The 26,899-nt window shown below is 63.4% G+C and carries 23 protein-coding genes; 13 read left to right on the top strand and 10 right to left on the bottom strand.

From position 1 onward, the window contains the following. The first annotated feature begins 11 nt into the window (after nucleotides 1–11). On the top strand, nucleotides 12–1,010 hold the full coding sequence (locus OKA05_RS23540) for a D-2-hydroxyacid dehydrogenase (RefSeq protein WP_264489656.1): 999 nt from the start codon (nucleotides 12–14) through the stop codon (nucleotides 1,008–1,010). Between the two features lie 7 nt (nucleotides 1,011–1,017). On the opposite strand, the gene OKA05_RS23535 is transcribed toward OKA05_RS23540, so the two are convergent. Next, nucleotides 1,018–1,539: a helix-turn-helix transcriptional regulator gene (locus OKA05_RS23535; RefSeq protein ID WP_264489655.1), complete on the bottom strand. Its 522-nt coding sequence runs from the start codon at nucleotides 1,537–1,539 to the stop codon at nucleotides 1,018–1,020. A gap of 194 nt (nucleotides 1,540–1,733) precedes the next feature. On the opposite strand from OKA05_RS23535, the gene OKA05_RS23530 reads away from it, so the two are divergent. The 3 genes from OKA05_RS23530 to OKA05_RS23520 are packed head-to-tail and all read left to right on the top strand — an operon-like array spanning nucleotide 1,734 to nucleotide 4,371. Next, on the top strand, nucleotides 1,734–2,801 hold the full coding sequence (locus OKA05_RS23530; protein ID WP_264489654.1) for an ABC transporter substrate-binding protein: 1,068 nt from the start codon (nucleotides 1,734–1,736) through the stop codon (nucleotides 2,799–2,801). Beyond that, nucleotides 2,798–3,553, top strand: coding sequence for an ABC transporter permease (locus OKA05_RS23525; protein ID WP_264489653.1), 756 nt, complete (start codon nucleotides 2,798–2,800; stop codon nucleotides 3,551–3,553). The genes OKA05_RS23530 and OKA05_RS23525 overlap by 4 nt, the downstream gene beginning before the upstream one ends. Continuing rightward, nucleotides 3,550–4,371 (top strand): ABC transporter ATP-binding protein, encoded by an 822-nt coding sequence (locus tag OKA05_RS23520; RefSeq protein WP_264489652.1) that lies wholly within the window; start codon nucleotides 3,550–3,552, stop codon nucleotides 4,369–4,371. Before OKA05_RS23525 ends, OKA05_RS23520 begins: the two co-directional genes overlap by 4 nt. An 84-nt stretch (nucleotides 4,372–4,455) precedes the next feature. Here the strand turns inward: OKA05_RS23520 and OKA05_RS23515 are convergent, their stop codons facing one another. Further along, nucleotides 4,456–4,917 carry a hypothetical protein gene (locus tag OKA05_RS23515; RefSeq protein WP_264489651.1) on the bottom strand — a complete coding sequence of 154 codons (462 nt, stop codon included), beginning with the start codon at nucleotides 4,915–4,917 and terminating at the stop codon, nucleotides 4,456–4,458. Between the two features lie 219 nt (nucleotides 4,918–5,136). Between OKA05_RS23515 and OKA05_RS23510 the strand changes: the two genes are divergently transcribed. Further along, nucleotides 5,137–5,580 (top strand): pyridoxamine 5'-phosphate oxidase family protein, encoded by a 444-nt coding sequence (locus tag OKA05_RS23510; protein WP_264489650.1) that lies wholly within the window; start codon nucleotides 5,137–5,139, stop codon nucleotides 5,578–5,580. Nucleotides 5,581–6,275: 695 nt separating this feature from the next. Here OKA05_RS23510 and OKA05_RS23505 read toward each other — a convergent pair. Further along, nucleotides 6,276–8,000: a hypothetical protein gene (locus OKA05_RS23505; protein WP_264489649.1), complete on the bottom strand. Its 1,725-nt coding sequence runs from the start codon at nucleotides 7,998–8,000 to the stop codon at nucleotides 6,276–6,278. 138 nt (nucleotides 8,001–8,138) lie between these two features. On the opposite strand from OKA05_RS23505, the gene OKA05_RS23500 reads away from it, so the two are divergent. The 3 genes from OKA05_RS23500 to OKA05_RS23490 are packed head-to-tail and all read left to right on the top strand — an operon-like array spanning nucleotide 8,139 to nucleotide 11,250. Further along, complete coding sequence (locus tag OKA05_RS23500) at nucleotides 8,139–8,954, top strand: hypothetical protein (RefSeq protein ID WP_264489648.1); 816 nt, start codon at nucleotides 8,139–8,141, stop codon at nucleotides 8,952–8,954. After that, nucleotides 8,954–10,522 (top strand): sensor histidine kinase, encoded by a 1,569-nt coding sequence (locus OKA05_RS23495; protein ID WP_264489647.1) that lies wholly within the window; start codon nucleotides 8,954–8,956, stop codon nucleotides 10,520–10,522. The genes OKA05_RS23500 and OKA05_RS23495 overlap by 1 nt, the downstream gene beginning before the upstream one ends. Then, entirely contained in the window at nucleotides 10,519–11,250 is a 732-nt protein-coding gene (locus OKA05_RS23490) for a response regulator transcription factor (RefSeq protein ID WP_264489646.1), read from the top strand. The genes OKA05_RS23495 and OKA05_RS23490 overlap by 4 nt, the downstream gene beginning before the upstream one ends. Before the next feature lie 192 nt (nucleotides 11,251–11,442). Here OKA05_RS23490 and OKA05_RS23485 read toward each other — a convergent pair whose 3' ends face one another. From OKA05_RS23485 to OKA05_RS23465, 5 genes are all read right to left on the bottom strand, one after another. Beyond that, entirely contained in the window at nucleotides 11,443–13,416 is a 1,974-nt protein-coding gene (locus tag OKA05_RS23485) for a hypothetical protein (protein WP_264489645.1), read from the bottom strand. A 9-nt stretch (nucleotides 13,417–13,425) separates the two neighbouring features. Continuing rightward, nucleotides 13,426–13,827, bottom strand: a complete 402-nt coding sequence (locus OKA05_RS23480; RefSeq protein WP_264489644.1) for a hypothetical protein — start codon at nucleotides 13,825–13,827, stop codon at nucleotides 13,426–13,428. A gap of 117 nt (nucleotides 13,828–13,944) precedes the next feature. After that, complete coding sequence (locus OKA05_RS23475) at nucleotides 13,945–15,747, bottom strand: ABC transporter ATP-binding protein/permease (RefSeq protein WP_264489643.1); 1,803 nt, start codon at nucleotides 15,745–15,747, stop codon at nucleotides 13,945–13,947. Between the two features lie 81 nt (nucleotides 15,748–15,828). Next, entirely contained in the window at nucleotides 15,829–16,494 is a 666-nt protein-coding gene (locus OKA05_RS23470) for a hypothetical protein (protein ID WP_264489642.1), read from the bottom strand. Nucleotides 16,495–16,548: 54 nt separating this feature from the next. Then, nucleotides 16,549–17,007 carry an iron-sulfur cluster assembly scaffold protein gene (locus tag OKA05_RS23465; protein WP_264489641.1) on the bottom strand — a complete coding sequence of 153 codons (459 nt, stop codon included), beginning with the start codon at nucleotides 17,005–17,007 and terminating at the stop codon, nucleotides 16,549–16,551. A 236-nt stretch (nucleotides 17,008–17,243) separates the two neighbouring features. Here OKA05_RS23465 and OKA05_RS23460 point away from each other — a divergent pair, with 236 nt between their 5' ends. Genes OKA05_RS23460 through folD form a run of 3 tightly spaced genes read left to right on the top strand, consistent with a single transcriptional unit; the run spans nucleotide 17,244 to nucleotide 20,286 of the window. Further along, entirely contained in the window at nucleotides 17,244–18,737 is a 1,494-nt protein-coding gene (locus OKA05_RS23460; protein WP_264489640.1) for an FGGY family carbohydrate kinase, read from the top strand. Next, nucleotides 18,737–19,417 (top strand): lysophospholipid acyltransferase family protein, encoded by a 681-nt coding sequence (locus tag OKA05_RS23455; RefSeq protein WP_264489639.1) that lies wholly within the window; start codon nucleotides 18,737–18,739, stop codon nucleotides 19,415–19,417. Before OKA05_RS23460 ends, OKA05_RS23455 begins: the two co-directional genes overlap by 1 nt. Continuing rightward, on the top strand, nucleotides 19,414–20,286 hold the full coding sequence (gene folD / locus OKA05_RS23450; protein WP_264489638.1) for a bifunctional methylenetetrahydrofolate dehydrogenase/methenyltetrahydrofolate cyclohydrolase FolD: 873 nt from the start codon (nucleotides 19,414–19,416) through the stop codon (nucleotides 20,284–20,286). The genes OKA05_RS23455 and folD overlap by 4 nt, the downstream gene beginning before the upstream one ends. A gap of 57 nt (nucleotides 20,287–20,343) precedes the next feature. On the opposite strand, the gene OKA05_RS23445 is transcribed toward folD, so the two are convergent. Beyond that, nucleotides 20,344–21,417, bottom strand: a complete 1,074-nt coding sequence (locus OKA05_RS23445) for an efflux RND transporter periplasmic adaptor subunit (RefSeq protein WP_264489637.1) — start codon at nucleotides 21,415–21,417, stop codon at nucleotides 20,344–20,346. Then, the gene (locus tag OKA05_RS23440) at nucleotides 21,414–24,611 is read right to left on the bottom strand and encodes an efflux RND transporter permease subunit (RefSeq protein ID WP_264489636.1); all 3,198 of its coding nucleotides are present in this window, start codon (nucleotides 24,609–24,611) and stop codon (nucleotides 21,414–21,416) included. Before OKA05_RS23440 ends, OKA05_RS23445 begins: the two co-directional genes overlap by 4 nt. A 220-nt stretch (nucleotides 24,612–24,831) precedes the next feature. On the opposite strand from OKA05_RS23440, the gene OKA05_RS23435 reads away from it, so the two are divergent. Next, nucleotides 24,832–25,503 (top strand): 3-keto-disaccharide hydrolase, encoded by a 672-nt coding sequence (locus tag OKA05_RS23435; protein ID WP_264489635.1) that lies wholly within the window; start codon nucleotides 24,832–24,834, stop codon nucleotides 25,501–25,503. Nucleotides 25,504–25,560: 57 nt separating this feature from the next. Beyond that, nucleotides 25,561–26,826, top strand: a complete 1,266-nt coding sequence (locus OKA05_RS23430; RefSeq protein WP_264489634.1) for a tetratricopeptide repeat protein — start codon at nucleotides 25,561–25,563, stop codon at nucleotides 26,824–26,826. Nucleotides 26,827–26,899: the final 73 nt, after the last annotated feature.

The raw sequence follows: 26,899 nt of genomic DNA, 5'->3' as shown, positions 1-26,899 counted from the left end.
AGCTCCGGATCATGAAAGCCGCCCTCGCCCTCGCTTGCCTGCTAGGCACCGCGTCCGCCCAGTCCGTGCTGCTGCCGGAGTCGATGAAGGACGAGGTCGCCGGTCTCACCAAGGAGCACCCCACGCTCAAGTTCGACTTCTACGGCAGCTCGCGCGACGCGAAGGAAAAGATCGCCGCCGCGGAAGGCTACATCGGTTCGCCGGACGAGGGGCTGCTCGAAGCCGGCACGAAGCTCCGCTGGATCCACATTTCCGGCGCGGGCATCGAGCGCTTCGCCGCCTTGCAAAAGATCAAGGACGGCTCGGTCACGCTGACGAATTTCAAGATCCAGCAGGGCCCCGAGATCGCCGACCACGCGTTCGCGCTGCTGCTCTCCCTGACGCGCAACCTGGCCGCCTTCCAGCGGGCACAGGATCAAGGCGCCTGGGGCAGAAACGATGCCCGGCTTCCGATGATCGAGCTGCGCGGCCGCACGCTGATGGTCATCGGCTACGGCGGGATCGGCACCCAGGTCGCGGAGCGCGCCAAGGCCTTCGGCATGAAAGTCATTGCGATCGACCCCAAGGACCTGCCGATTTCCCAGACCCTCGACCGTAGCGGCAAGCCGGACGAACTCGACGAACTGCTGCCCGACGCCGATGTCGTGGTGAGCTGCGTCCCGCATACCCCCCAGACGGAGAAAATGCTCGGGGCCACCCAATTCGCCGCGATGAAAAAAGGGGCCTATCTGATCAACGTCTCGCGCGGCAAGATCGTGGACACCGACGCCCTGGTGAAGGCCCTTCAGGAAAAGAAGCTCGCCGGAGCCGGCCTCGACGTCACCGACCCCGAACCGCTGCCGCAGGATCACCCGCTGTGGAAGATGCCGAATGTCGTCATCACGCCCCACGTGGCCTGGGCGTCGGACCAGCGGCCCGACCGGCAGGACGAATTGGTTCTAACCAACCTGTCCCGGTTCGCCCGCGGCCTGGCGCTCAAGAACCGGGTCGACCCGGCGAAGGGCTACTGAGCCGGGCTCAATCGAGAAAGGCGTTCCCTTCCTGCCATCGCTTTCCGGAGCGCTTGGAACCTCGTCCCGCGCGGGCCCGTGGCGCAGGATCGGCGCGCGCAGGCATCCATTGCCCGGACTCGTAGGAAAGCTCCGGCGGCACCTCTCCCATGGTCGCCCTGACAAACGTGAGCCCGGGTGGCGGCAGGCTGCCCGCCGTTTCCGGAACGGAGACGATCCGTGGCCGGCTTTTCCAAATGCTCGGAAGCGTCCCCTTTTCCTCAAGGAAGGCCTTGGTGAAGTGGCTCACACTTCCATAGCCCACCGCCCGGGCGACATCGCCGACCTTCCGCTCTCCATTGGACAGAAGCTTCGCTGCGTGGGTGATGCGGATTTCCCGCTGCTTCAGGCGGAGGGTCTTCCCGGAGCGCTCGCGATAGAGTCGACAGAGCAAAAAAGGGGTGATCCCGATCTCCCCTGCCAAGGCGGGAAGGTCGATCGGGTCGCGATAGTGTTTCTTCAGCCACCGGTCGACGGTGGAGGCCAGCAAGGAATGTTGATCTTTCGAAAGACGTGGCATCTCCAAAGGAAGTCGGGGAACGCGGCGATTTTAGCCCGCAGGCCCGGAAACAAGCAATCTCCGCGCCCGTCGAAAGTGCAATTCACCGCTACCTCTGGCGCTACAAAGGAATTGCCAAGCCCGGAGCCGCCGGGTTCCTCTTTTTGCGGCAAGACACTCTCCTGATGACGCTCCGCCGCACATTCGCTTTCGCCGCAATCCTCTGGGTGACGGCCGTTTCCGTCGGCCATGTATACCTGAACATGAAGCCATCCGAGTGGTTTCAAAAGGAGGAGGAAAAGAAGATGAAAATCGGCTTCCTGCCGGTCACCTGCCACCTGACCTGCCCGGTCACCGATTTCATCAATCGCAATCTCGAGGGTGAGGGCCTGTACGAGCCGATGAAATTCAGCGGCTGGCCGGAGCTCAAGGAGGCCTTCATCTCCGGCCACACCAAAGCCACCTTCATCCTCGCGCCGATGGCGATCGCGCTGCGCGAGCAGGGTGTGCCCATCAAGATCGTCTACCTCGGCCACCGCGACGGCACCGCGCTGATGGTTCAGAAGGACTCGGACATCCGCAGCATCGCCGACCTCCGCGGCAAGACCGTCGCCGTGCCGAACCGCTACTCGAACCAGCGGTTGCTGATTTTCCGCGCGCTAAACAACGCCGGAATGAGCATCAACGACATCAAACTGATCGAGATGCCACCGCCGGACATGCCGGCCGGCCTCTACTCGAAATCGGTGGATGCGGTGACCAGCGGCGAACCCTTCATGGGCCAGTGCGAACTCGATGGTTACGGCCGCGTGCTCTATCTGACCAAGGACATCTGGCCGAATTTCATCTCCTGCGTGCTGGCGGTGCACGAGGATGAGATCCGCGACCATCCCGACCGCGTGCAGAAGCTCGTCAGCGGCATCGCCAACAGCGGCATGTGGATCGACAAAGGCCCCGAGAACCGCTCGGCGACCGCGCAGTTCGTTTCCAAGCGCTACTACAATCAGCATCCGCGCCTGCTGGAATTCGTGCTCAGCAAGCCGCCCGATCGCGTGACCTACAGCAACCTTGCCCTGCAACGCGCGAACTTCGAGGAGATCGAGAAGCTCGGTGTTCAATCCGGTATCCTCAAAGGTACCGCCCATTTTGAAGACTACACCGACACTCGCTTCAGCGAGGCGGTCGAGTCGCAGAAGAAGGCGTATGATTATTCACCGGCGCAGGCGCTAAAAGATCTCGAAGCAGGCAAATGAAGAAAGAACTGACCCTCCCGCTTGGCGTTGCCGCGTTCTTCCTCCTCGCCTGGCACTTCGCCGTGAAACTTACCGGCAGCGACATATTTCCCACACCGTGGCAGGTCGTCCTCGGCCTCATCGAACTGGTGCAAAAAGGCGTTCTGCTCAAATACACGATGGCGTCGCTGTTCCGGGTCACGTGGGGTTTGGGACTGGCGACTTTGTTAGGGGTGCCTTTCGGCTTGCTGTTGGGCTGGTACGCCCCCGCTTCCGCTGCATTCAATCCGGTGGTTCAAATCTTCAGGCCGATCTCCCCAATCGCTTGGATTCCCGTGGCGATCCTGTGGTTCGGAGTCACCGATGTCGCATCGGTCTTCCTGATTTTCCTGGCGGCCGTGTTCCCGATCATCACCTCCACCGCGGCGGCAGTGGCCAACATGCAGCCCGTCTACGTCCGCGCGGCGCGCAACTTTGGCCTGAAGGACAGTCAACTCTTCCGCCAGGTGATCCTTCCCGCATGCCTGCCGCAAATCCTGACCGGCCTGCGCATCTCACTGGGCATCGGATGGCTGGTGGTGGTCGCCGCCGAAATGATCGCGGTCGATTCCGGCCTCGGCTACCTGATCATCGATTCGCGCAATGCGGGAAAACGCTATGACCTCGTCGTCGCCGGCATGGTGATGATCGGCTTGATCGGTCTCACACTCGATTTCGCGGTGCGCCAGCTCGAGAAATTCGACGAAGTCCGCTGGGGCTATGCCAACAAATGAACGCCTCCGTAACATTGAATAGCGAACTCCCCACCTCGAAGGTTGACGTGACCAACGACCACGCCATCGAAGTCCGCGACCTTTGGATGACCTTCCCCGGCAAGCGCAAGGGTGAGCAGGTCCACGTGCTCGAGAACGTCAATCTCAGCGTGAAGCGCGGAGAGTTTGTCTGCATCGTCGGCCCGTCCGGCTGCGGCAAATCGACGCTGCTCAATATCATCGGCGGATTTCTCAAGCAGAGTTCCGGCACGGCCGTGGTGGAAGGCAAGCCCGTCACCGGCCCGGATCCCAAGCGCATCTTCGTCTTCCAGGAAAACGGCGTGTTCCCGTGGCTCACCGTCGAGGACAACGTCGGCTTCGGACTTTCCGACAAGAGCGAGAAGGAGCGAAGCGAGATCGTCCGCCACTACATCGACATGGTCAGCCTGACCGGCTTCGAGAAGAGCTATCCGCGCGAGCTTTCCGGCGGCATGCGCCAGCGCGTCGAGATCGCCCGCGCGCTCGCCTCGGCGCCCGACATCATCTACATGGACGAGCCCTTCGGCGCGCTCGACTTCATCACCCGCCTTAAGATGCGGGCCGACCTGGTGCGGATCTGGCAAGAAGAAAAGAAGACGATCCTGTTCGTCACCCACGACATCGAGGAAGCAGTGCAGCTCGCCGATACCGTGCTGGTGATGAGCCGCCGCCCGGCGACGGTACAGCTCAGCCTCCCGATCGACATCCCCCGCCCGCGCGACCTCGATTCCCACGGCTACCTCGCCGCCCGCGACCGGATCTTCCGCGAGATGGGGATGAGCTTGAAGGTGGGTGGGTAGCGGAACGGCTGCGCCGTTCCGTTAGGTGCGGTCGGAGCAACGGTGCTACGCCCGCTCATCGTTCCGCCCCTTGCGCGGGAAAGGTTACTGTCCCGCCTTCTTCTTCAGAAACCCCAGGACCTTCGAGAAATCGACCTTCGGCTTCGCGTCCGGCGCAGCCACGGTGAAGACGATGCGCGAGGTCTTCCCCTCGGCAACCACGTTGGCGAGGTAGGTGCCCGGAGCGAGCTTCTTCTTGTCCATGGTGGCGTCGAGCTTCACCTCCTTGACGTTGTTCGCGAAGATGATCGCCGCGGCCTGGGCTTCTTCGACCGTGCCGTCCTCCTTGCAGGGGAAAGCATTCACGATGAGCATCGGCACCTCTTTCTCCAGCGCGAGCACGGCATCGGCGGTGACGGGCTTGCCAACTTCGGCGAAGAGTTCGTTGCCGGCCTTCATCTCCGCCTTGGTGCCGCCGAGCGTGATATCGAAGGGATAGAAGGTCGGGCGTTCTTCCGCGACCAGCGGCGCGACGAGGCAAAACAGAAAGGCGAGCGAGGGTTTCATCGATAACAGGATCGGGAGAGGATTTTTCACCGCCAAGACGCAAAGGACGCCAAGGCAATGGAGTTGAAGTGAACCATCTACTTTGCGAACTTGGCGTCTTGGCGGTTCCTATTTCCGCAGCAAGCGCACCGACTCACGGAACACTCGTCATTCCAGCAAAGCCGGGAGACGTCGGCAAGTTCCGCTTCTCAAGGCCGCCGCCGTGTGGATCTTGGAATCATGGCAAAGCCGCAACCCGAACCCGTCGATCCCGCGCAGCTTCCCGAACTGGCGATGGCCACGATGAAGTCGGCCAAGTTCCCGATGCTCGCCACCGACGACGACGGCCAGCCGCGGCTACGGCCAGTCTCGCCGGTGAAAGTCGAGCGCTTCACCGTGTGGGTCGCGAATCTCCGCAGCTACCACAAGACCGGCGAGATCGCGGCCAACTCGCGGGGAGAACTCTGCTACCTCGACGAGCACCATCATCAGGTTCGCATCACCGGCACCGCGGTAGTGGAAACGGCCACCTCCCTGTTAGACGCGATCTGGGAGAAGAATCCGTTGCTGCGGATGTATCTCGGCACGCCCCAGAATCCCGAGCTGGTGGTCTATCGCATCGAGCCAAACCGCGTCCGCTTCATGAAGGAGTGGGCGCTGGAGTACCATGAGGTTCCCCTTTAGAGCATATTCCGAAATTTCGTAGCCACTGATTCGCGACCAATGGTTCCGGCTTTTCGGGCAACTCGGAAGTTTGAAGTGAACCGCAAAATCACGCGAAAAAGCGCGAAATCTAAAGGCATTGAAAGATCTCTATTCTAACAGATTTCGCGTATTTTCGCGTTATTTCGCGGCTCAATTTCTTTGCCCGAACCCGGCTTGGGCGGCTTCGTTTCAAAGCAAAGCGCTCTAGCGCCGGAACCATGCTTTCTATCGCCCCGGGAGATGGCTCAACCACCCCGCCGCGCCGGCGGGATCGGAATGTGCCCACGCAGCAACCACACCTGAAACAACAGCCGGATCCCTAATTCTGGCCACTTGCACTTTCAATCGGGCCCAAGACAACAAGTATCCCAATCGCTCGGGCCGCGGCATGGAACGCAGGTATCGGTTGATCTCCCGTCGTTCGGAACGGCTCACGGTCCCATCGGCATAGGCCGCCAAAATCCTCGCCTTCCATTCCGGGACCGAAGGCTCCGGGACGGTCCCTCCGGTCGTGCCACCCCCTGTGTCTGATGGAGGTGCCGTCGGTGGACCGCCATCACCTCGGCCGGCGATCACCGTGAGTGTAAGACCCACAAATGCCGCTAACACCATGCCAAGCGCTTTCACAACCGCAGTAACTGCCGGGCCGCGATTTGAACGTCAAGTGATACCCATCACCGGAACAACGTCTCCACCCCCATCGCCGACTTGCGCAGGAACTTCGGCACCGCCTTGCTTTTCCCCGGGCGGAACAGCCGGAAGATCAGGCCGAGCAAGTTCAGCGTGAAGACGTGGTCGATCAGCCGGTAGCCGCGCTGGCGGCGGAGCAGGAGCGAGGAGAGCCAGCCTAGCGTCTGCCGCTTCACCTTGAACGGCTCGAAGTTGACTTTAATCCGGTAGCGCTGCCGCCGCTCGCTCGGCCAGGTCTTCTTGTAGGCCTTCTTCGATGCCCGGATGCGCTCGGCCAGTTCCGGCTCGAAGGGCAGGAAGTAGTAGCGCCGCGCCAGCCGCACGAGGTGGCAGAAGTCCCGCCAATGCTCGATATCCGCCACCGGCAAGTCCGCCGCACGCGCCAGCTCGATCATCCGCGGAAACAACGCGTAGGCCGCCTCGCCCTCGCGCAAGGCGCGCTCGGGGTCGGTCACGAAATGCCGCAGCACTTTTCTAACAGCATGATTGATGAACAGGCAGTCCCAGTAAACGTGCAGCAGCGGCGGGATGCGGACGCGGCGAAAGAACAGCTTTTGCGAAGCGAACTCGCCGATGTAATGTAGCTCCTTCACCACCGTCTCCGAGTGACGTAGCAGTTCGAGCACCGCCGGAGCCTTCTCAACGCCGACGACATGCGCGACCGCATCCTCCACGGATTCGCGATGGCGGAAGATCCGCAGCGCAACGCAGGTATTCAGCCGCAGCCAGAAATCACGGTCGTCAGTTTCCAGGAACGCGAGCCGGCGGAAGCGGTGCCAACCGCCGGTCTGGCACCACACCGAGATGCCGGCGAGATTCGCATCGCCCTGCAACTCGCGGGCGTACTGCTCGCAGTCCCAGCCGATGAAGCTCGGGAACTCCCCCGCCCCTTCGTATTCGCGGCGGGCCTGAAGCTCCACGATCTTGCGGTGCGGCGTGCGGAAGAAGGCGCGGTTCAGCGGCAGGTAGCGGAAGAAATCGCTCTCGCCATACTTCATCGAGAGGATGAAGGCCGGTGAGTCGACGCCCTTGAGCGCGTCCGCCAAGGTCCGGCGGTGCCAGATCAGGTCGCCGATACGATGGGCACCCACCGTCCACGTGCGCAGGATCAAGGTGCGGCCATGCTTCTCGAAGACCGGCAGCAGGTCGTGCAGCAGGCGATTCGTTTCCTTCGCATTGCGAACGTGAAGCCGGGTGCGAAGGGGATCCTTCACATCCACGCCATCGCTCTCGCCGATGCGCAGCACGATGCCGGCGATCTGGGGAAAGTCGCGCAGCAGCCCATCCACCAATTCCTGATAGAAGCGCTCCAGCTTTTCCCGGTCATCGCCGATGGAAGCCTCGACGCCGGGCGAGACCGGCAGCACATCCGAGGTCAGATAAAGCTCCAAGCCCGCGTCGCGGATGATCCCGAAAAGCACCGCGAACTCCTCCCGCAGCACGGCAATACGTCCGGAGGTCTCTTCGTCATGGAGAGCGTGCGCGGCAAGGTGCGCGAGATCATCCAGCGTGACCGCCGTGAAACCCGCGGCAGCGACTTCGCGGGTGAAGGTGCGCAAGTCCTCGCGGATGCCGTTCCATTGCGCCTCACGCTCGGGGCCGGTGGTGACCAGGCGGGTGAAGGGGATCTTCGACCAATTGATGCGGCGACCTTCGCAGCCGCGGAAAAACGGTCCGATCGCGTCGATGAGAAAGATCCCCGGCGGCATGAGTTGTGTCACGCTGGCGTCACATGGAGGGGCCGCAAAGGCCGTGAATATGACAGGATCGTCGCAATTGGAGGTCCGTGGTGTTTTTGACATCCATTTGACCTGCGAACGCCGCCGACCTGCGATGCTGGCGGAGTTATGAAGAAATCCACCTGCTCCCTGCTCGCCGGACTGCTGACCCTTTCCTGCCTCCACGCCCAAGGAAATCCAGCAACACCACCCGCCGCCGATCCTTTCAAACGGAATCCGGCCGAAGAAGCCGCAGCTCGGGAAGCCTTTATGCCGAGGGTCGTTTCGATCTGCGTCGAAACATTCTCGCTGGAGCTCGCCGACGCTGCGGCGTTGTATCACCAGAAGCTCCCTGACTCGAAGGTCTATGCGGAAATCACCGCACGGGTTGCCAAGGGTCAGGCCAGGCAGGAGAGCTTCTCCGTCATCCGGGCGCGGTCGGGGGAAAGGGCGATGGTGGAGAACATCTCGGAATACATTTATCCGACCGAATTCGACCACGGCAACGCCGCCAATACGACACCGGCTCCCCCGGTGCCAAACGATGGGACCAAGCCCGCGCTTCCCACGCCTCCTGCCGCGCCCGCTACGCCGACTGCCACCGCACCGGTGCTACCCACCTCATTCGAGACACGGAATGTGGGCTTCACCCTGGAAATCGAGCCCACTATTGGCGAAAATGACGATGTCATCGACGTGCGGATCGTTCCCGACCGCGTCACTCTGGCAGAGCGGGTGAAATGGGGCCAAGGCGTCTCGGAGGCGGAGATGCCCGTCTTCGAAACCCAGCGGATGACCTTGGCCACCACCCTCCTCTCCGGCCAGCCCCAGCTCCTCGGAACCCCGAGCCGGCCGCCCGTGTCGAAGGTCGATGCTGACTCGGCGAACCGCGTCTGGTTCTCTTTCGTGACGGGTGATATCGTTAAAGTCGTCAAAGAGAAGTGATGCGTGGCCTCTGGATCACCTTCGGACCGATGCTCGCCGCCGCCGCCCTGGTGCTCTGGGGTGGCGAGCGATTGGCGAAGCGCACCGTGGAGGACCGGATTCCCGTCGACCGCGCGCGACTGTTCGACTTTGCGGCCATGCTTCGCGGGGAGTTGGACCGGCTGGACAGGCTCTATGCGGATCATCTGGAAGAGATCGCTTCCGGGTCCGGGTGGCTGGACCATGAGGCGATGGCGAAACGCTGTGAGAACCTCGTCGGGCTCCGCACCTGCAGTGTCTTCGTCGCCGCCCACAAGGAGTCGGAGATCAGTGGCAAAAAGCCCGCAGTCGGCAGCAGCAGCCGGATTCCGGAAGTGATTGCAGAAGGCGAAGGCGGCCGGATCGTCTCCCGCAATACCGTCGTGCTGCCCAAGGAAGTGCTGGAGGGTGGAGACGTTCCCAAGGGCTGGCTGCCGGGACCTCAGCGCGGACACCGCGTGCACTGGATTCGCACGTCAGACGCCCGAGTGGTCGCCTTCGTCATCGATGAAGAAGAGCTGGATCAGCAGCTCCAGAAGCACTTTGCCGGGTGGCTTGAAGCGCCCCTCGCCCCACTGCGCGAGGCGGGAGAGCAGGCGGCCATCGAAGGGCCCGGAGGAAAGATGTTGCTGACACCACAAGGTGAGCGCACAGGTCCCGCAGCCATGGTGCTGCCCCACCGGATCGGCCTGGGCGAATGGCAGGTGCTTGCTTGGGACCGGCTCAAGACCGGCACCACGCACGATACCGCCACGCTGATTCTCGCCGGTGCCATCGCGTGCTCGCTCCTGCTCGCCGGCATCTTCCTCCAGATCCAGCAGGGCCGGGCACTGCGACTGGCGGAGGAACGGGTGTCGTTCGTCAATCGCGTGTCCCACGAACTCGGCACGCCGCTCACGAACATCCTGCTCAATCTCGATCTCGCCGGGCGTTCGCTCGAGGCGCGGCCGATGGAGGCGCAGAAAAGGCTGTTGCTGATCCACGAGGAAGTCCGCCGTCTCGGACGACTGGTCGCGAACGTGCTCACATTTTCCCGCAGCGAGCGCAAGACGCTCGAACTCACTCCGGTCGCCTGCGTTCCGGATCAAGTGGTGGAAGACATGCTCGCGCAATTCCAGCCGTCGCTCGACCGGCGAAAGGTTTGCGTCGAGTGGCAGCGCGGCGCTTCTAACAGCACCCGGCTCGATCCCGACGCACTCGCCCAGATCACCGGCAACCTCATCTCCAACGTCGAGAAATACGCCGCATCCGGTGGCTGGCTCGGACTAACAACCTCGATGGAGAACGACCGCCTGAAATTGCGGGTGAGCGATCACGGCCCCGGTATCCCGATGCGTTTCCGCGAGAAGATCTTCGACGCCTTCGAGCGCGTCCACGGCGGCGTGAGCGAAGGCTCCAGCGGCACCGGTCTGGGACTCGCGATTGCCCGCGAACTCGCACGACGGATGGGCGGCGAGCTGGTGCTGCTCTCGTCGGAACGCGGGGCCACCTTCGAGCTCGATCTGCCAGCACCTTCGCACCTCGCCATCGTTCACTCCGAAGTCGCATGACCATCCTCCTTGCTGAAGACGACCCGCTGACGCTCGAAGCGCTTGCCGCCTGCATCGAGGACGAGGGCTTCCGCACGCTATCCGCAGCGGATGGCAAGCAGGCCCTGGAGCTGTGGGCACTGCATCGCCCGCAACTGCTGTGCCTGGACATCATGATGCCCGGCGTGGATGGCTTCGAAGTCTGCCGCCGTGTGCGCGCCACCGATTCCACCGTGCCGATCCTGTTCCTCTCGGCGAAGAACGAGGAAGCCGACGTGGTCGTGGGGCTGGGCCTCGGCGCGGATGATTTCATTCGCAAGCCCTTCACCCGCGCCGAGGTGATCGCCCGCATCCGCGCGGCCCTGCGACGGGTGGCTCCGGAAAACGGCCGCGTCTTCACGATGAAGGATCTCACGGTCCGGCCCGAGGCACTGGGCGCGGAACGAAACGGCAGGATGATCGAGCTGACCCGCCGCGAGGTATCGATGTTAGAACTGCTTCACCGCCATGCGGGCAAGCCGGTCAGTCGCGACGCCTTTCTCGATGCGTGCTGGGGGCTCGATTACTTCCCGGACTCCCGGACACTCGACCAGCACGTGCTGATGCTGCGCAAGAAGGTCGAGGCCGATCCCTCCAAGCCGGAGATCATCGAGACCGTGCGCGGCACGGGATATCGGTTCGCGCCAGCGAAGTTGCGGAACGACTTCGTCGTTCCGGCTGGGGGCGGTTCGCCAGATGAATCGGAGTAGGGATCACCAGAGAAGCCCCGCCCGGCCGGAAGGGCGCAGCCCTTCCGCTACATTCCGGAATCTTTCGTAGCGGAACCGACTTCGTCGTTCCGGCTGGGGGCGGTCCGCACCGGTGATCGCGGGTGGCGATCGGTGGCGGAGTGCGAGAAGCCGGAAGGGCGCAGCCCTTCCGCTACGAGGAAAAAGAGATCCTCACTCTTCCTTATCCAACTTCGCCCCGGCCTTCGATCTGCCGTCGGGCAGGATCTCCCCGAGCATGCGCTGGATGCCGGCTTCGGCCATCTCGCTGCGCGGATGAATCGAGCGTGCCTTGAGGTACCACGAAAGCGCGGCTCCGACCTGCTTGTCGCGGCGTTCCTCGAACTCGCGTGCGCGGTTCAAGGCCTGCGTGAAGGATCCGACTTCTTCGCCATTGGACACGAGCTTCTCGATCTCGACCCCGAGCTTCGGATCGTCCGGGAATTCCTTGCGCAGGGCGGCGAGCTGCTCCCACGCCGCCACTTCCTGGCCCATCTTGCTGAACTCCGCGGCCTTGCCGAGTGCCCCCTCGATGCGGGTCAGGTTGGTGATGATCTGCTTGAAGGCATCCTCGCGTGCAGCATCGCCAGCGATGGCCGGAGCGAGCTCATACTGGCGGCGGTAGATCTCGCGGTAGTTCTGCTCGTTGAGCAGACGGTCGAAGTCATTCTTGGCGATCGCCATGCCGCCACCGGCTTCGACCAGCTTGTCGAATTCGGCGAGCTTGGGGTTCTGCGGCCAGACCTCCATCGCGTTCTTGATCTCTTGGGCGGCCTTGTCGTTGTCGCCCTTGGAGGCGGCGAGCTTGGCAGAATCGATGTGCATGCTGCTGACCCGCGTGTAGGTCGCGATCGCGGCCTCCGGCTTGGTGGCGTCAAAGTCGCCGGCCATTGCCTTGAGCTTCTTGGTCAGGTCGCCGGCGGTCGTGTAGTCCTTGGAATCGAGCGCGGCGATGAGCTTGTAGGACTCGCGCACGAACTCGAGCACCTGGCGCTTCTGCTCGCGCGGCAGGACCCGGATCGAGGGCATGTATTCGCCCACCGCGTAGGCTTCGCTCAGGCGCTTCGCGGCACTTTGATACTCCTTCTTTTCAACAAGGAACGTGAAGGCCTCCACTCCCTGGTCCACGTCGCGGATGGCCTCGCTGGCGAGCGAGTCGAGCGCCGCCACGGTCGGGCTGGCACCGAGGCTTTCGGTGAAGAGCTTGTTGACCTCCGACTTCTTGTCGATGTGCAGGCGGTTGTCGCCGTCCTTGAAAACCTGGTGGTAGAAGCGCGCCGACATCACCACGTGTTCGAAGCGACGCTGCACGAAGAACTGCAGCATCAGTGCCTGGTACTGGACCTTGGCCTGGGTGATTTGGATCTCGTTCTTGGCCGTGTTGGCCTTCTTGAGCGCCTCGATCTCGGCGATGCGCTTCACCGAGTCCAGGTATTCGAGCGAAACGATGCCGCGACCCGGGTTCTCCGCCGGTCCCTTGGCCTTGCCGGGGGCCTTGTTGCCTCCGCCACCAGCGCCGCCTCCTCCTCCGCCGCCGCCAGCACTCTTGGTTTCGTTGAGCGCGGGGTCGGTCTCGGTGGCGGCCTTCCAGTCGGACTTCTCGATCAGGCGCTGCTTCTCCTCCTCGATCGCGTTGGTGAGCGCGCGGGTGGAGGCGATGTCCTTTTTCGCCAGCACCGCGGCGTAGATCGCCTGGGTGAGCGAGTCGCAGAGCTTGGCATCGCCGGGGAACGACGAGGCCCGCGGCAGCAGTTTCACCGCTCCAGAAAAGTCCGGCCCGCCCGCATGATGCGGTGACACGAGTTCCAGGATCGCATCAATGGTCTCGCGGTAAGCGCGGGCATCGTCGGAATGGTCTTCCGGCTCGTTCAGATAGCGCTCGAAGCGGGCAGCCAGGGCACGGTTGTCCGTGGCGGCCCAGTTGTGGCCGTTCCACGCGACGGTTTCCGAGGACGGGTCGAAAAATGGCAGCTCGCTCCCGAACGGGGAACCCGCGGGCTTCTTCTGCTCCGGCTGGCGCTGGATCACCGTGTCGTCCGACTGCTGTTGCGGCGGATTGGTCACGCGGTCGCGGGCATCCGGGTGCAGCACCTGACCCGGCGCGATGGCGGTGGTGGCGAGCAGGGCAAAGGGAATGAAGGATTTCATGGCGGCAAGTCAGAGGGGGTTGATGCCGGTGGCAACGGCAATGCCGGCTTCCCGGATGCGGACCTTGATGCGGTAGCGCTGGGCGCGCTCGATGTTGAACTTGGTCAGGTTGGCAGGGATCTCGACGCCGAGGAATTGATCCCCGGAAGGCGAATTCACCTTGAAGCTCACCACCTGGTTCGGGTTGTTGCCGTTGATGAATTTCTCATCCACGGTGCCCTCGACGACATACTCGTTGTCGCGCAGGGAGACGCCATCCATCACGTCGGACATGTTGATGGACGCCATGTTGGAGAAGGCGTCCTTTTGCTTTCCGAGGAAGGCCTTGCCGCCAAAGAAGGCGACAGCCACGAAAGCGGCGATCCCGATCAGAAGGCCGGGGTTGATTCCAGAACTGGCGCGTCGAGCCATGAGAAAATTAAGGGTTTCGTCGAAGTATCAGACACTAAACGTTCCCTGTGCAGGCAACTTTCCACGATTTTCCGGGTGTTTCACGACTTTTCCCGGCTTTTCGGTGGGTATTTTCCCTCAGTCCCACTGGTGCCGCCGGGTCCCGATCCATGCCGCGATCAATCCGGCGGCCACGTGGAAGCCCAGCGTGTAGATGCATGCCTCCCGCGCGGAGATCGAGGTGCTGACGACCGCCTTGACCGCTTCCAAGACCTTGGGCTCCAGCGCGCCGACGCTGCCGGACCACGCCCAGTAGGCGGAAATGAACGGCCGGGTGAAGACCTCGATCCCCTCCGGCAGGGCGAGCACCGCCCCTGAGAGGGGGAGCTGGAAGCCAACCAGATAGATCGACAAAAGCGACGCCTGCTCGGCCGTGCGCATCAGCGCGGAAATGCCCAGGCAGACCGCGGTCATCCCCCCGTTCACCAGCAGCAGGAAGATGATGTGGCTCTCGAACCCCCCTACGCCTCCACGGAACGGCGCGAAAAGGTTCACGAAAACAGCCATCCACAGTGACTGGGCAAGGACCAGGCAAGCGAGGAACGCAAGCTTGCTCGCCAGATAGGCGGTCGGCCTCAGGCCTCCGAATTTCTCTTTTTCGAAAATCGGCCGCTCGCCGGCAATCTCACGCGCCGAGTTGTTCGAGGCCATCAGCGACAGCAGGATGACTTGGAACATGATGATCCCTGACACCGCCGAGCCAACCCGGACCTGATCCTGCTTCACCGTCTGCTGCTCATTGATGTCGACTTGAATGTTCGTCTGGCGGGTGTCGGAGAGGTTCGCGATCTGGCCATTGGCGTCCTCGGAGAAGAGGGTCACCAGCACCGGGAAACACAGCAGGATGGCGAGCTGGAGGAACACCTGCCCGCGGTCACGGAAGAAGATCCGCCAGCGCCGCGAAAGCAGCGTGGTGAATTGCGCGAAGAATCCCGGCGTGCGGACTTTCTCCGGCTGGGGCTTGTCCTTCTCGGTCTCCTTCTCCTTCTCCTTGTCGTTGTCCTTTTCCAGCTCCTCGGTCGGCACCGGCTCCGGCGCGGCGGGCAGATGCAGGCCGCCGGAATCGACCAGCTTGGTCCGATTCCGCTCCAGCTTCGAGTAGTAGGGTCCGCGGTGCTTCATCCACGAGCTCTGCCAACGCTCGGACGTCTGGGTGGCAAGCTTGGGATAAACCTCCTCGGTGTCGTGCACTGAAAAGTAGTGGTTCAACTGGTCCGCCGGCCCGTGGTAGGCCACCCGGCCCTCGTGCAGCACGAGGATGGAATCGTAGAGTTCCAGGTGCGCCAGCGAGTGCGTCACCGACAGCACGATGCGCCCCTCGCGGCGGGAAAGGTCGTGCAAGAGCCGCACGATTTCGCGCTCCGAGCGCGGGTCAAGGCCGCTGGTCACCTCGTCGCAAAGCAGCAGCTTGGGGTCGGAAACCAGCTCCATCGCGAGGCCGAGCCGGCGCTTCTGGCCCCCGGAAAGCACCTTCACCCGGCGGTCGGCGATAGCGGTCAGCCCGGCTTCCTCCAGCACCCGGTCGATCCGCTGGTCAAGCTCCTCCATGTCCCGCGTCTTCACCCGCAAGCGGGTCGCCGCCTCGACCGACTCATCGACAGTGAGCGGATCGTAGGCGATCGAGAACTGGGGCACGTAGCCGATCTCGGAGGGGTCGAGGTCGCCCTCTTCGGAAAGATTCCGCCCCTCCCAGAACAGCGCCCCGGCAGACTCCGGGTTCAGGCCAGCGATGGTCTTCAGCAAGGTTGTCTTGCCGCAGCCCGAGGGGCCGACGATCGCCATGAAGTGCCCGCGAGGGATCTGAATGGTGACTTTGTCGACGAGGTTCACGTCCTCGCCGTCCTTCTTGATGGTAAAACAAACGTCCTTGAGTTCGAGCACAGGGCAGCAGTCGGGTGAATCGGATGGCTACGGAAGAAAGCCACCGTTTTATCCAAGGGCGAGAAAGAAAGGCAGCCCCTCTTAGATCCAGCCCATCGCCTCCTGCCGTTCACGGTAGACGATTCCGAGGGTCCGGCCGTTCAGCATGGTCGCAATGATCCCAACCCCGGCCAGCAGCACCGTTCCCACCACGGGCGAACCCACCAGAAGCCCACCCAGAAACCGCTCCGCCATCACGATTAGAACCACCAAAAACACGGCCAGCCAGTAGAGCCCGCCGGCCCGGAAAATCGACGGCAAGACGATATGGGGACTCATCGCGCCGAGATACCCGAGGACCACCACGGCGAGCATCGCCATCGGAAAATAGGCCACGCTGAAGGCCAGCAGACAGAGAGCGATGACCGGCTGAACGGCATCATCGGGCACTGCCCAGAAGTAGATGAGCACCGGGGAAAAACACGCAATCACCACGATGACCGACTTCAGGAAGGGCCAGACCAGATCGTCCCACATGCTCGACACGTTCGGAAACATCGGCGCCTCATCGCTACCGGTGGCGGTCGTTTCGATGATCTCGAAATACGTCGCCGTCAGGTAGGCGGCAAGGATGAGCGAGGCGATGCCACCGAACAGAGGCGCGAACTTCACCAACTCGGCCGCCACCGCCAGCAGCGTGCCGAAGAAGATCATGTACTTCCCGGAACCGCGGAACGGGTAGGTGAAAATATCCTGGATGATGCCCACGCCACGATGCCTAGGCGAGGAGGGGTCCGGGTGTCAGTTGGAAATCCCGGGATCTTACTCCAACGGCACGATCCGGATCTTCCCAGCTGGCTGCTTCATGGCTTCCGAGATGGTCGCCCCCACCAATTTCGGCGCTTCGGCCGGCGTCTGGTCGAGCGCGTTCTTTAGCGCGCCCTCCACGAGTTGGCCGCAATGGATCTTCATCGGCGGCAGTGGTCCCAGGTCGCCGGTCAGCTCGTTGGCGGAAAGCTCGCGTGCCTCCTCGGCGGTCTTGCCCTTGAGAAGTTCGGTCGCCATCGAGGCCACGGCGATCGCGGTCTGGCAGCCGAAGGACTGGAACGACGCCCGGTCGATCACCTTCTTGCCGTCTTTTTCGGTGAATTTCAGCCACATCCGCAGCATGTCGCCGCAGTCGGGCGAGCCGACCGTGCCGACGGCATCCGCGTCGGCGAGTTCGCCCTGGTTCTTCGGTGACGAAAGTGCCTCGCGGACTTTTTCTTCGAAATCGCTCACGCCGGGACGATGGGGCAGGTGAGCGGGGATTCAAGCGCGGGGAAAAATGAACCGCCAAGACGCCAAGTTCACCATGAAAGTGGAGATCGGGAGGGGTTTCTTTATCCTCTTCAAAAACTTGGCGCTCTTGGCGTCTTGGCGGTTCATCCTTCAGCCCAAGCTTGCCAAGCTCCTCCCTACCGGAAAGCCTAACGCATCCCCCACCGAATCCCCTTCCCTCGCCCGAGCAACGAGGCATGCACTTCCTAGGAATTGAAATCGGCCACGCCGCCACTCGCGTGGTGGCACTGGATCTTGAAGCCGCGACCGTCGCGGCCGAAGCAGTGGCCGCCCACACATGGGTCGAGGGGCTGCCGGACGGCTATCGCGAGCAGGATCCCGCGTCGTGGATCTCCGCCGCCGACCAGGCGATGCGCCAGGTGCTCGAAACCCTCGGCACCACCCGCGGCGGAGTCGCAGGCATCGGCATCACCGCGCCGACCGGTGGAATGGTGGTGCTGGATGAAAACAATCGCATCGTCCGCCCGGCCAAGCTCGGCATCGACCGGTCCGCCCAGCGTCAGGCAGACGAAATCGCAAAAGCTTTCGGCGGTGCACCGGGACTCATCGAGCTGTGCGGCAATCCGGTCGAGGCCGGTTCGCTCGCTGCCCAGTGCCTGTGGCTGAAGCAGCACGAGCCCTATCATTTCCAACGCGCCGCGCGGCTGATGACGCCGCAGGATTTCATCGGCTACTGGCTGACCGGCGAGGCCGGCATCGAGGCGGGCTCGGCAGCGACCACCGGTCTCTTCAATGTCCCGCAGCGGAAATGGAGCGGCGAGCTGATGGAATTTATCGACAGCCGCGTCTTCGACATGCTGCCGCCGGGGATTTCCCCGATGCAGCCACGCGGGCAACTGCGCCCCGCGCTGTGCCGGTCGTGGGGTCTGCCGGATGGCGTTATCGTCGCACCGGGCTCGGGGGCCGCGGCCCTCGCCGCGCTCGCGGTCGGTGCCGCCGGCAATGGCGCCGTGGTCGCGGATCTCTCGGCGGATGGCTCGCTGTCCGCCGTGTCCGACCGCCCCAATGTCGATTTCCAAGGCGAAGCCGCCATCCTCTGCGATGCCTCCGGCCGCTGGCTCACCCGCATGGGCATGGCCAATGCCGTGTCCGCGCTGGAACTGGTCCGCCGCCACTACGGCTGGTCGGCCGCCGATTTCGAGAAAGCGCTCGCTGGCACCGAAGCCGGGGCGAACGGCCTGCTGTTCCTGCCGTATTTGCGCGGCGAGATCACGCCACGCCTCCCGGATGCGACCGGTGTTCTCCACGGCGTGACGCTCGACAATTTCACGCCGGGCAACCTCGCCCGGGCTTCCGCGGAAGGTCTCGCGCTGGGATTCGGCTACGGGTTCAGCCGCCTCCGCGACCTCGGCTTCGAGCCCGCGGGCGTGCGAGTCAGCCGCGATGCCGGGCCGGCCTTCCACCAACTCCTCGCCGATGTCTTCGGCGTGCCCGTCGCCTCGGTCGCCGTGACCGGCGGATCGTTGCTCGGCGCGGCGATGCAAGCGGCGGTGGTATATTTCCGGCTCAATGGCGAGTCGCTCGGCTTCGACGAGATCGCCGGCTACATCGTCACCATGGACGACTCCACCCGCCGCGATCCGGACCCGCAGCGGCACGAATTCTATCAGGACCTGCTGGCCCGCCAGCAGTACCTCGTCGAAACCCTCCATGCGGGAGGTTTCCTCTAATGGCCGGCAATCGCTCCGAGGTCCGCGAAAGCGGCAAATCCACCGCGCTCGGCACCGTCGCTGGCCGCCTTATGCAGGCATGGTGCGCGACCCTTCGATTCGAGATCATCGACCGCTGTGCTCTCACCCAACCCGGCGGCATACCCGGCCCGGTCATCTATTGCCTGTGGCACAACCGCATCTTCACGATGCCCGCCGCCTGGAAGAAGGCTTGTGGCAAGCACCGCCAGGCCGTGGTTCTCACCAGTGCCAGCCACGACGGCGCAGCCCTCGCGAGGGCGGTCGGAGTCTTCGGCATCGGCTCGGTGCGCGGATCGTCGTCCCGCCGCGGGGTGGCCGCGCTGGTCGCCATGCGCAAGGCGCTGCGGGAAAACACCGACGTGTGCATCACCCCGGATGGCCCGCGTGGACCGAAACACGTGATCCAGCCCGGCATCATCAAGCTGGCCGAAGCCAGCGGAGCGCCGATTGTCCCGATCCATGTCGAGTATTCGTCCTGCCGCGAATTGAAAACCTGGGACCGTTTCGCGATCCCCGCCCCCGGCAGCAAGGTGCGCGTCATTTTCGACGAGGCGCTTGCCGTGCCCGGGGGGCTTTCCGAAGATGACTTCGAAACGTGGCGCCGCCGTCTCGAGGAGATCATGCTCCGCGGCGCCGCACCAACTTTCGACCTACGATGAGTTCCGTAATTGATGGCAAAGCCGTGGCCGCCGCCGTGCTCGAAGAGTGCCGCAGCGAAGTCGCCGAACTGAAGGCCCGCGGCATCACGCCCGGACTCTCCGTCGTGCTGGTGGGCGACGACCCTGCCTCGCACGTCTATGTCGGCTCGAAGGTCCGCACCTGCGGCGACCTCGGCATCTACTCGCGGAAGATCGTTTTGCCCGCCGAGACCACGCAGGAAGAACTCCTCGCCGTGGTCCACGAGCTGAACGCCGACCCGGCCATCCACGGCATCCTCGTGCAAAGCCCGCCGCCCAAACACATCGACGAAGAAGCCATCATCCGCGCGCTCGACCCGCGCAAGGATGTCGATGGCTTCCATCCCGAGAACGTCGCCAAGCTCGTGCTCGAGGATAAAACCGGCTTTGTCCCCTGCACTCCCGCCGGCAGCATGCGCCTGCTCGCCGCCGCCGGGATCAAGACCGCCGGAGCGGAAGCCGTGGTCATCGGCCGCAGCATGATCGTCGGCAAGCCGATGGCCCTGCTGCTCATGGCGAAGGGCTCGGACGCCACCGTCACCGTCGCGCATTCCCGCAGCAAGGATCTGCCCGCCATCTGCCGCCGCGCCGACATTGTCGTCGCCGCCGTAGGCCGCCCGGAAATGGTCAAGGCCGACTGGGTGAAAGAAGGTGCCGTGGTCATCGACGTCGGCATCAACCGCATCGACGACGCGACCAAGAAGAGTGGCTACCGCCTCGTCGGTGACGTCGCTTACGACGAAGTCGCGCCGAAGTGCACCGCAATCACCCCGGTCCCCGGCGGCGTCGGCCCCATGACGATTGCGATGCTGATGAAGAACACGCTGCAGGCGGCCCGGCAACTCGGTTAGGAACATTAGGGGTGTCGACGTTCCGTCGACGCGGTGTGGACGGGACGTCCACACCCCTTATTTTCCTGCCACCACCAGCGGGCTCGCAGTGACGGCGTCCCCGGGCCGCAGCATCGCATTCGGGCTGACGATGACCTGGCTGTCCGCTTTCAAGGCGGCAGACGTGACTTCCATCTGCGGGCCGAGATTGCGACCGGTCAGCACGTCGATCATCTTCATCTTGCCGTCTTCCACCACGGCCACCAGCGACTTGCCGTCGCGCAGGACGAGCGTGTTGTTCGGTAGCAGAAACGTGCCCGGCGCGGGCTTCAGCTTGAAGGCCACCGTGCCGGTGAGACCCGCGGGCAGGGTGAAGTCCGGATTCTCTAACAACAGCTCGACGCGCATGGTGCCGGTGGCGGTGTCGAAGAGATTGCTGGAGCGGCTGACTTTCGCAGGAAAGGCGCGGCCGGGGAGTTCGGCGAATTTCACCGTCGCTTCGGCGTCGGAGGAAAGCCGCATCGCCACATCAGGCGTCGCGGCCACGGCAAAGCGGAGCTGGTTCAGCCGCACGATGTGGAACATCCACTCGCTGGTAGTGGCGGAGTCGCCGCGCACGAAGTCACCGCGGTCGATGCGCCTCGCGGAGATGGTCGCTTGGAAGGGAGCCTTCACCACGGCGAACTTCTGCAGCTCTTCCAACCGACCCACCTCGGCCTTGGCGGCGCGCACCCCGGCCTCCAACTCGGCGGCGGAAGCCTGCCGCTGCTCGGCCTCTTCCTTCGATACGGCCTGCGAATTCAGCAGGCCAGCCGTGCGGTTGGAAGTGCTCCGGGCGATCTCGGCGCGAGCCACCGCTTGATCGACCGAGGCCTTCGCGGCTTCCAGCTCACGGTCGATGTCGGGAATGTCGATCACCGCGAGCGTGTCGCCGGCCTTGACGCGATCGCCGATATCGACGGGACGCTCTCTCACCGTGCCGGTGGCGCGGGAGAAGATGCGCGCCTGCTCAACCGGCTCGGTGCGGCCGGGCAGGTCGAAGGTGCGGGCCTCGGTCGCCGGAGCCGGAAGCACGGTACGCACCGTAATTGCCTCCTGCGCGAAAGCTGTGGCGTAGACGACGAAGAGAAGTGGAAGCGTGCGGGCGATCATGACGGCTCGGGAATGGCGGTGGATTCGAGAGCTTCCTCGCCCTCGTCTTTCTTCGGATGAAATCTGGCGCGCACGAAGGCGAACGCAACCGGCACGATGAACAGCGAGGCCATGGTGCCGAAGAGCAAGCCGCCGATCACCGCGCGGCCCAGCGGGGCATTTTGTTCACCGCCTTCGGCGTGGCCGAGCGCCATCGGGATCACGCCAAGGATCATCGCGAGCGCGGTCATCATCACCGGTCGCAGTCGGGTGGTGGCGGCTTCGATGGCGGCATCCATCGCGGTCTCGCCCTCGTCGAAGCGGTCGCGGGCGAAGCTGCTCACCAGCACGCTATTCGCGGTGGAGACGCCGACCACCATGATGATGCCCATCAGCGCGGGCACGCTGAGCGGCGTGCCGGTGACCCACAGACCGAAGAGCGCGCCCGACACCGCCACCGGCAGGCCGCTGATCGCCACGAAGGGCAGCGTCCACGACTGGAAGTTCACGACCATCACGAGAAACACCAGCACGGCCGCGAGTCCGAGGCCGCCGATGAGTTCGGAATAGGCGGACTTCATCAAGGCCGCCTGGCCGGTCAGCTCGATCTTGTTGCCGGGCTTCTGTTGCTTGCGGAACCCGGCAAGCATGCCTTCCAGCTCCGTGGTCAAGCTGCCGAGGTCACGGCCCGAGGCATTCGCAACGACCGTGAAGGTCGGCTGCAGGGTGGTGCGTGAGACGCTCGCCGGAGCGCGCTTTTCCACCACGGTCGCGAAGGCACGCAGCGGAACCGGCAGGCCAGCACCGGCGGAGGGGCGGATTGGCAGGTTGAGGAGTTGCTCCACGCTAACGAGGTTCGACGGCGGCGCGATCACCTGCACGTCGTAAGCCGCACCGGTCGAGGGGTCCGACCAGTAGTTCGGCGCGACCGAGCCACCGCTGCCGAGCGCGGCGAGCATGGCATTCGCCGCATCCTGCTGCGTGATGCCGAAGGTCGCGGCCCGCGCACGATCGACGCGGATCGCATATCCGGGCTGATCGAGCACCTCGCGCAAGGTCACGTCCACCGCGCCACGAACCTTCGCGAAGTCCTCGCGCAGTTGCTTCGCAAGCGCCAGGTTTCCGGGAACATCGCGGCCCATGAAACGGACTTCAAAGGTGGTCGGTGCGCCGGACGCAAGCGTCTGGCTGGTCGCATCCGCGGGCCGGAAGAACGCCTGTACGCCGGGGAACTTCGTCTTCAGCATCTCGCGGATCTTCTCTTCATAGCCGACGCTCGGCCCGTGATCGCCCTGGAGTTGCACGAGGATTTCACCGTCGGAGGAGCTGATGGAAGTCGTCTCGACCCACGCCTGGTTCACCGAGGAGGGTGCACCGATATTCTCCACCACGAATTGCAACTCATCCGCGGGGATCACCGCCCGGATCTCGCGCTGGATATCCGCCATCTCGCGCGCGGTGTCTTCCACCCGGATGCCGCTGGGAATCCTAACAAACAGGCGGATCAGGCCCGCATCCGTCTTCGGGAAGAACTCGCGACCCGAGTGGAGCGCGGAGAAAACGCCGATCGCCGCGGCAATCAGCACCGGGATCAGGATCACGACTTTCCAGCGCATCAGGAACCGCAGGATGCCACCTTGAAACTCTGCCAGCTTGTCCACCCCGCGTTCGATACCGTGATGAATCAGCCCCAAGCCGCGCGGTGGCTTGCCCTCGCGCTTCTTCTCCGCAGCGGCCTCCGCCGGCAGGATAATCGAGGCGAGGGTCGGCACCAGCGTCCGGGCTAACAGATAGCTCGCGATCATCGCGAACACCACCGCCAGCGCGAGCGGACGGAACACATAAGACGCCGTGCCGCTGAGCAGGAAGATCGGCAGGAAGACGATGCAGATCGAGATCGTGGAGACGAACTCCGGGAAGGCCACCTCGCGGGCACCGTCGATGATCGCCTGCTTCACGCTCTTCCCGAGTGCGATCTGGCGCTTGATGTTCTCGATCTCGACCAGCGCGTTATCCACCAGGATACCGATGGCCAGCGAAAGACCGCCGAGGGTCATCAGATTGAAGGTCGCGCCAACGAGACTCAGGCCGATGATCGAGCACAGCAGCGCCAGCGGAATCGAAGTCAGCACGATCAAAGTGGACCGCCAGGACCCGAGGAACAGCAGCACCACTGCGGCGACGAGACCGCCGACGAGAAAGATCTCATGCTCCACACCCTTCACCGCCGCACGAACGAAGACCGACTGGTCGAAGATCGGCTCGATGGCCATTCCCGGAGGTGCTGACGCGCGGATCTCCGGCATGCGTTCCATGATCCCGTCGATGATGTCCACGGTGGACGCATTGCCGAGCTTGAGGATGGAAATCATCACCGCGTTCTGGCCATTGAGCCGCGCGATGTTAGAGCTGACCGCCTCGCCGTCCCGGACGTTTGCCAAGTCGCGAAGCAAGATGGTGCGTCCCTCCACCGAGCGGATCGGCAGGTCGAGGAAGCCCTGGATATTCTCCGGGCTGGCATTCAGTTCCACCGGCAGCTCACGTCCACCCTCGCGCAATGATCCTGACGGCAGCGTAAGATTCTGCCGACCCACCGCGGCATTCACCTCGGCCGCCGAGATGTCGAAGGCATTCAGCGCTTCGGGATTGAGATCGACCATCACCTGCCGCGCCGCGCCGCCATAGGGCAGCGAGATCCGCATCCCGGGCACGGTTTGCAGGGCCGCGCGCAGCGTCAGCCGCGCGTAGTCGAAGAGCTGGCCGCCGGTCATCGAGTCCGACGAAATCACCATCTGCACGATCGGCACGCTGGAGGGACTGGTGCGGACGATCAGCGGCGGCGTGGTGCCCGGCGGCATCCGGCGGATGATCGTCTGTGACACCGAGGTCGTCTGCGCCAGCGCCGTATTGATATCGACGTAGGGCTGGAACTTCAGCTTCACTAGGCCGATTCCATTCGAAGTCTCGGAGCGCGCTTCGAGCAGGTCATCGACGTTGTTGAGCGTGGCAATCTCCGAGAAAGACGAGATCTTCGAGGCCATTTCGGCCGCGCTCAGGCCGCCGTAGCTCCAGACAATGGTGATCTCCGGGCTATCGACGCGCGGCAGGATGTCGGTGGACATGCGGCGCGCCGACAACACTCCGAAGAGCAGGATCAGGATGCCTAGGACGCCGATGGTATACTTATAACGGAGTGCAAAAAGAACGATCCACATGACCGGTGAGAGCCTCGGCGGCAGGGGCTGGAATTGACGTTGACCAAGATGCCGCAGGAATGGGCGATATTCCCGATTTCCCCCATCGGAGGATATCCTTGCAGCAGCGCGATCCGCGCCACCTTCGTTCGATGATCGTCAAACGTCTTGTGTTTTTTCGGTTTGAAACACCTTTTCCCGGGAAATGAAGCTACGATGTATTCCGTAGAAGGCTCTACCCATGAAATCCATCGCACTGCTTTCCCTCCTCTTCGTCGCACCCGCTCTCGCGGAACCGGTCGCTCTTTTCAATGGCAAGGACCTCGCCGGCTGGACCGCCGATGTGCCGGAAGCCGACAAGAAGCCCGATATCTCGCCGAGCTTCATCATACGCGATGGCAATCTCGTCTCGCTCGGCAAGCCGCTCGGCCATCTGGTCACCGAAAAGGAATTCGGGGACTACAAGCTCACGGTGGAGTACCGCTTCCCCGGCAAGGGCGGCAACTGCGGCGTGCTCATCCACGCCTCGAAGCCGCGCGCGCTCTATGGCATGTTCCCGCAGTCGATCGAAGTGCAGATGCAGTCGGGCAATGCGGGTGACTTCTGGTGCATCGAGGAAAACATCGAGGTGCCGGACATGGAAAAGCGCCGTCCGCACAAGGAAGGTCAGAAATTTGGCGGCGGAGCGAACGACGCGCGCAACATCAAGAACCTGACCGACGATTCCGAAAAGCCGCTCGGCGAATGGAACACCATGGTCATCACCTGCAAGGGCGACGCCGTGACGGTGACCGTGAATGGCACCGAGGTGAATTCGGGCACCAAGTCCACCGCCACGAAAGGCAAGATCGCCCTCCAAGCCGAGGGCACCGAGGTCGAGTTCCGCAAGGTGGAGCTGGAACCGCTCAAGTGATTCACGAAAATCTCGCCCAATCGCGATCGGGAAGCTAGGAGATGCTTCATGCGTCCCTTGGCCTCCCTTCTTTTCGTCCCGCTCATCCTCGGCACCTCCTCCTGCCGGAAGGAATCTCCATCCGCGCCGGCGAATCCGCCCGCGGCAACGACGGAAGCCGACAAACCCCCGAGTCCCGAAGCTGCGGAGGAAGACAAGGAACCTTCCGCCACTAATTCGTCGCCCAGCGCTCGCGACCAAATCGCCGCCGCGGCAAAGGACGGAGACCGCGAAAAACTTCGCGGCAACTGGTCCACTGGATCCTTGGTCGATGAGCTGGAGCGGCGCGGCTTTCTCGGTGAACTGGATGCCGCCGCGAAGGCCCGTGCGAAGGCAGCGATCGATGAGCACTTCGACCTGCTGGCGTCCTATCTTGAAAAGCGCATCGGTGAAACCCACCGACCGTACATGACGACCGTGGTTCCCCCGGAGATTCATTTGCACGTGGAGCGCACCCGGCAGAACGATGGCTCGCGCGACACCGTCATCCGCTACTGGTTCCGCGAGCACGATGGCCGCATGCAATTGGTGGACTGCGAGGACGTGATGCTCGGTTATCGGGCGTCCACGCTGATCCTCGGTCTCGTGGCCCCCGCCGACCGCCCATGGCGACAGCCCTTGCTGGACCTGATGGCCAAGATCAGCCAAGCGGACACCCAAAGCACGTTCGAGTTGTCGGTCACGGTCGCCGACGAGGTCGAAGCCCTGCTCGCCGCCAATCCGCCGGACGACCTTAAAGCCTTTGCCCTCAAGCTGAAGGCCGAGCGGCTGATCGCGCAGGGCAAGCCGGCCGACGCGCTCAAGGTGATCAAGGATTTCGCTTCACTCGAGCCGAAATCCCCGTGGGCTGACTTCCTGCGCGGTCTCGCCCTGATGAATCTCCACCGTAGCTTCGAGGCGATCACCGCTTTCAATCGCTACGGCACGACGGCCGGTTGGGATGCCACCGCGCATGATTACATCGCGTGGTGTCACTTCTCCGAAGGAGACGAGAAATCGGCGCTGGCCCACGCGAAGCAAGGCCTTGAGCTGAACAAGAACGCCATTGGCTGCCTCGTCACGGCTGTCTGTGCAAGCAAGCCCGCGGACGTCGCCGGACTCGCTGGATACTTCAAGGCCAGCTTCGACGCCGAGAACACCTACGAATACGTGATGGATCAGGTCATCCGCATGCGGGACCCGTCTGTTGCAAAGGCGCTCTTCGGGTTGCTCGAGAAGGAACTTCCGAAGAGCAAGCTGATCGCCACCTATCGGAAGAAGCTGGGCGAAAGCCAGGAACAGTAGCTGGGGCATCTTGCCAATAGTGTTCGGCATCCTCCCTGCTTGCCGGAACGGCGGCGTAGTGTGACGAAAAGGT

The sequence above is a fragment of the Luteolibacter arcticus genome (assembly GCF_025950235.1).
Classification (GTDB): Bacteria; Verrucomicrobiota; Verrucomicrobiia; order Verrucomicrobiales; family Akkermansiaceae; genus Haloferula; species Haloferula arctica.
Note: the sequence above shows the minus strand (reverse complement) of the source record. Positions and strands in the feature narration are given on the sequence as shown.

What these genes read in the sequence shown, in the direction of transcription:
- OKA05_RS23540 (WP_264489656.1), top strand. Translation starts at nt 12, where the DNA reads ATGAAAGCCGCCCTCGCCCTCGCTTGCCTGCTAGGCACCGCGTCCGCC.
- OKA05_RS23530 (WP_264489654.1), top strand. Translation starts at nt 1,734, where the DNA reads ATGACGCTCCGCCGCACATTCGCTTTCGCCGCAATCCTCTGGGTGACG.
- OKA05_RS23525 (WP_264489653.1), top strand. Translation starts at nt 2,798, where the DNA reads ATGAAGAAAGAACTGACCCTCCCGCTTGGCGTTGCCGCGTTCTTCCTC.
- OKA05_RS23520 (WP_264489652.1), top strand. Translation starts at nt 3,550, where the DNA reads ATGAACGCCTCCGTAACATTGAATAGCGAACTCCCCACCTCGAAGGTT.
- OKA05_RS23515 (WP_264489651.1), bottom strand. Translation starts at nt 4,917, where the DNA reads ATGAAACCCTCGCTCGCCTTTCTGTTTTGCCTCGTCGCGCCGCTGGTC.
- OKA05_RS23510 (WP_264489650.1), top strand. Translation starts at nt 5,137, where the DNA reads ATGGCAAAGCCGCAACCCGAACCCGTCGATCCCGCGCAGCTTCCCGAA.
- OKA05_RS23505 (WP_264489649.1), bottom strand. Translation starts at nt 8,000, where the DNA reads ATGCCGCCGGGGATCTTTCTCATCGACGCGATCGGACCGTTTTTCCGC.
- OKA05_RS23500 (WP_264489648.1), top strand. Translation starts at nt 8,139, where the DNA reads ATGAAGAAATCCACCTGCTCCCTGCTCGCCGGACTGCTGACCCTTTCC.
- OKA05_RS23495 (WP_264489647.1), top strand. Translation starts at nt 8,954, where the DNA reads ATGCGTGGCCTCTGGATCACCTTCGGACCGATGCTCGCCGCCGCCGCC.
- OKA05_RS23490 (WP_264489646.1), top strand. Translation starts at nt 10,519, where the DNA reads ATGACCATCCTCCTTGCTGAAGACGACCCGCTGACGCTCGAAGCGCTT.
- OKA05_RS23485 (WP_264489645.1), bottom strand. Translation starts at nt 13,416, where the DNA reads ATGAAATCCTTCATTCCCTTTGCCCTGCTCGCCACCACCGCCATCGCG.
- OKA05_RS23480 (WP_264489644.1), bottom strand. Translation starts at nt 13,827, where the DNA reads ATGGCTCGACGCGCCAGTTCTGGAATCAACCCCGGCCTTCTGATCGGG.
- OKA05_RS23460 (WP_264489640.1), top strand. Translation starts at nt 17,244, where the DNA reads ATGCACTTCCTAGGAATTGAAATCGGCCACGCCGCCACTCGCGTGGTG.
- OKA05_RS23455 (WP_264489639.1), top strand. Translation starts at nt 18,737, where the DNA reads ATGGCCGGCAATCGCTCCGAGGTCCGCGAAAGCGGCAAATCCACCGCG.
- folD (WP_264489638.1), top strand. Translation starts at nt 19,414, where the DNA reads ATGAGTTCCGTAATTGATGGCAAAGCCGTGGCCGCCGCCGTGCTCGAA.
- OKA05_RS23445 (WP_264489637.1), bottom strand. Translation starts at nt 21,417, where the DNA reads ATGATCGCCCGCACGCTTCCACTTCTCTTCGTCGTCTACGCCACAGCT.
- OKA05_RS23440 (WP_264489636.1), bottom strand. Translation starts at nt 24,611, where the DNA reads ATGTGGATCGTTCTTTTTGCACTCCGTTATAAGTATACCATCGGCGTC.
- OKA05_RS23435 (WP_264489635.1), top strand. Translation starts at nt 24,832, where the DNA reads ATGAAATCCATCGCACTGCTTTCCCTCCTCTTCGTCGCACCCGCTCTC.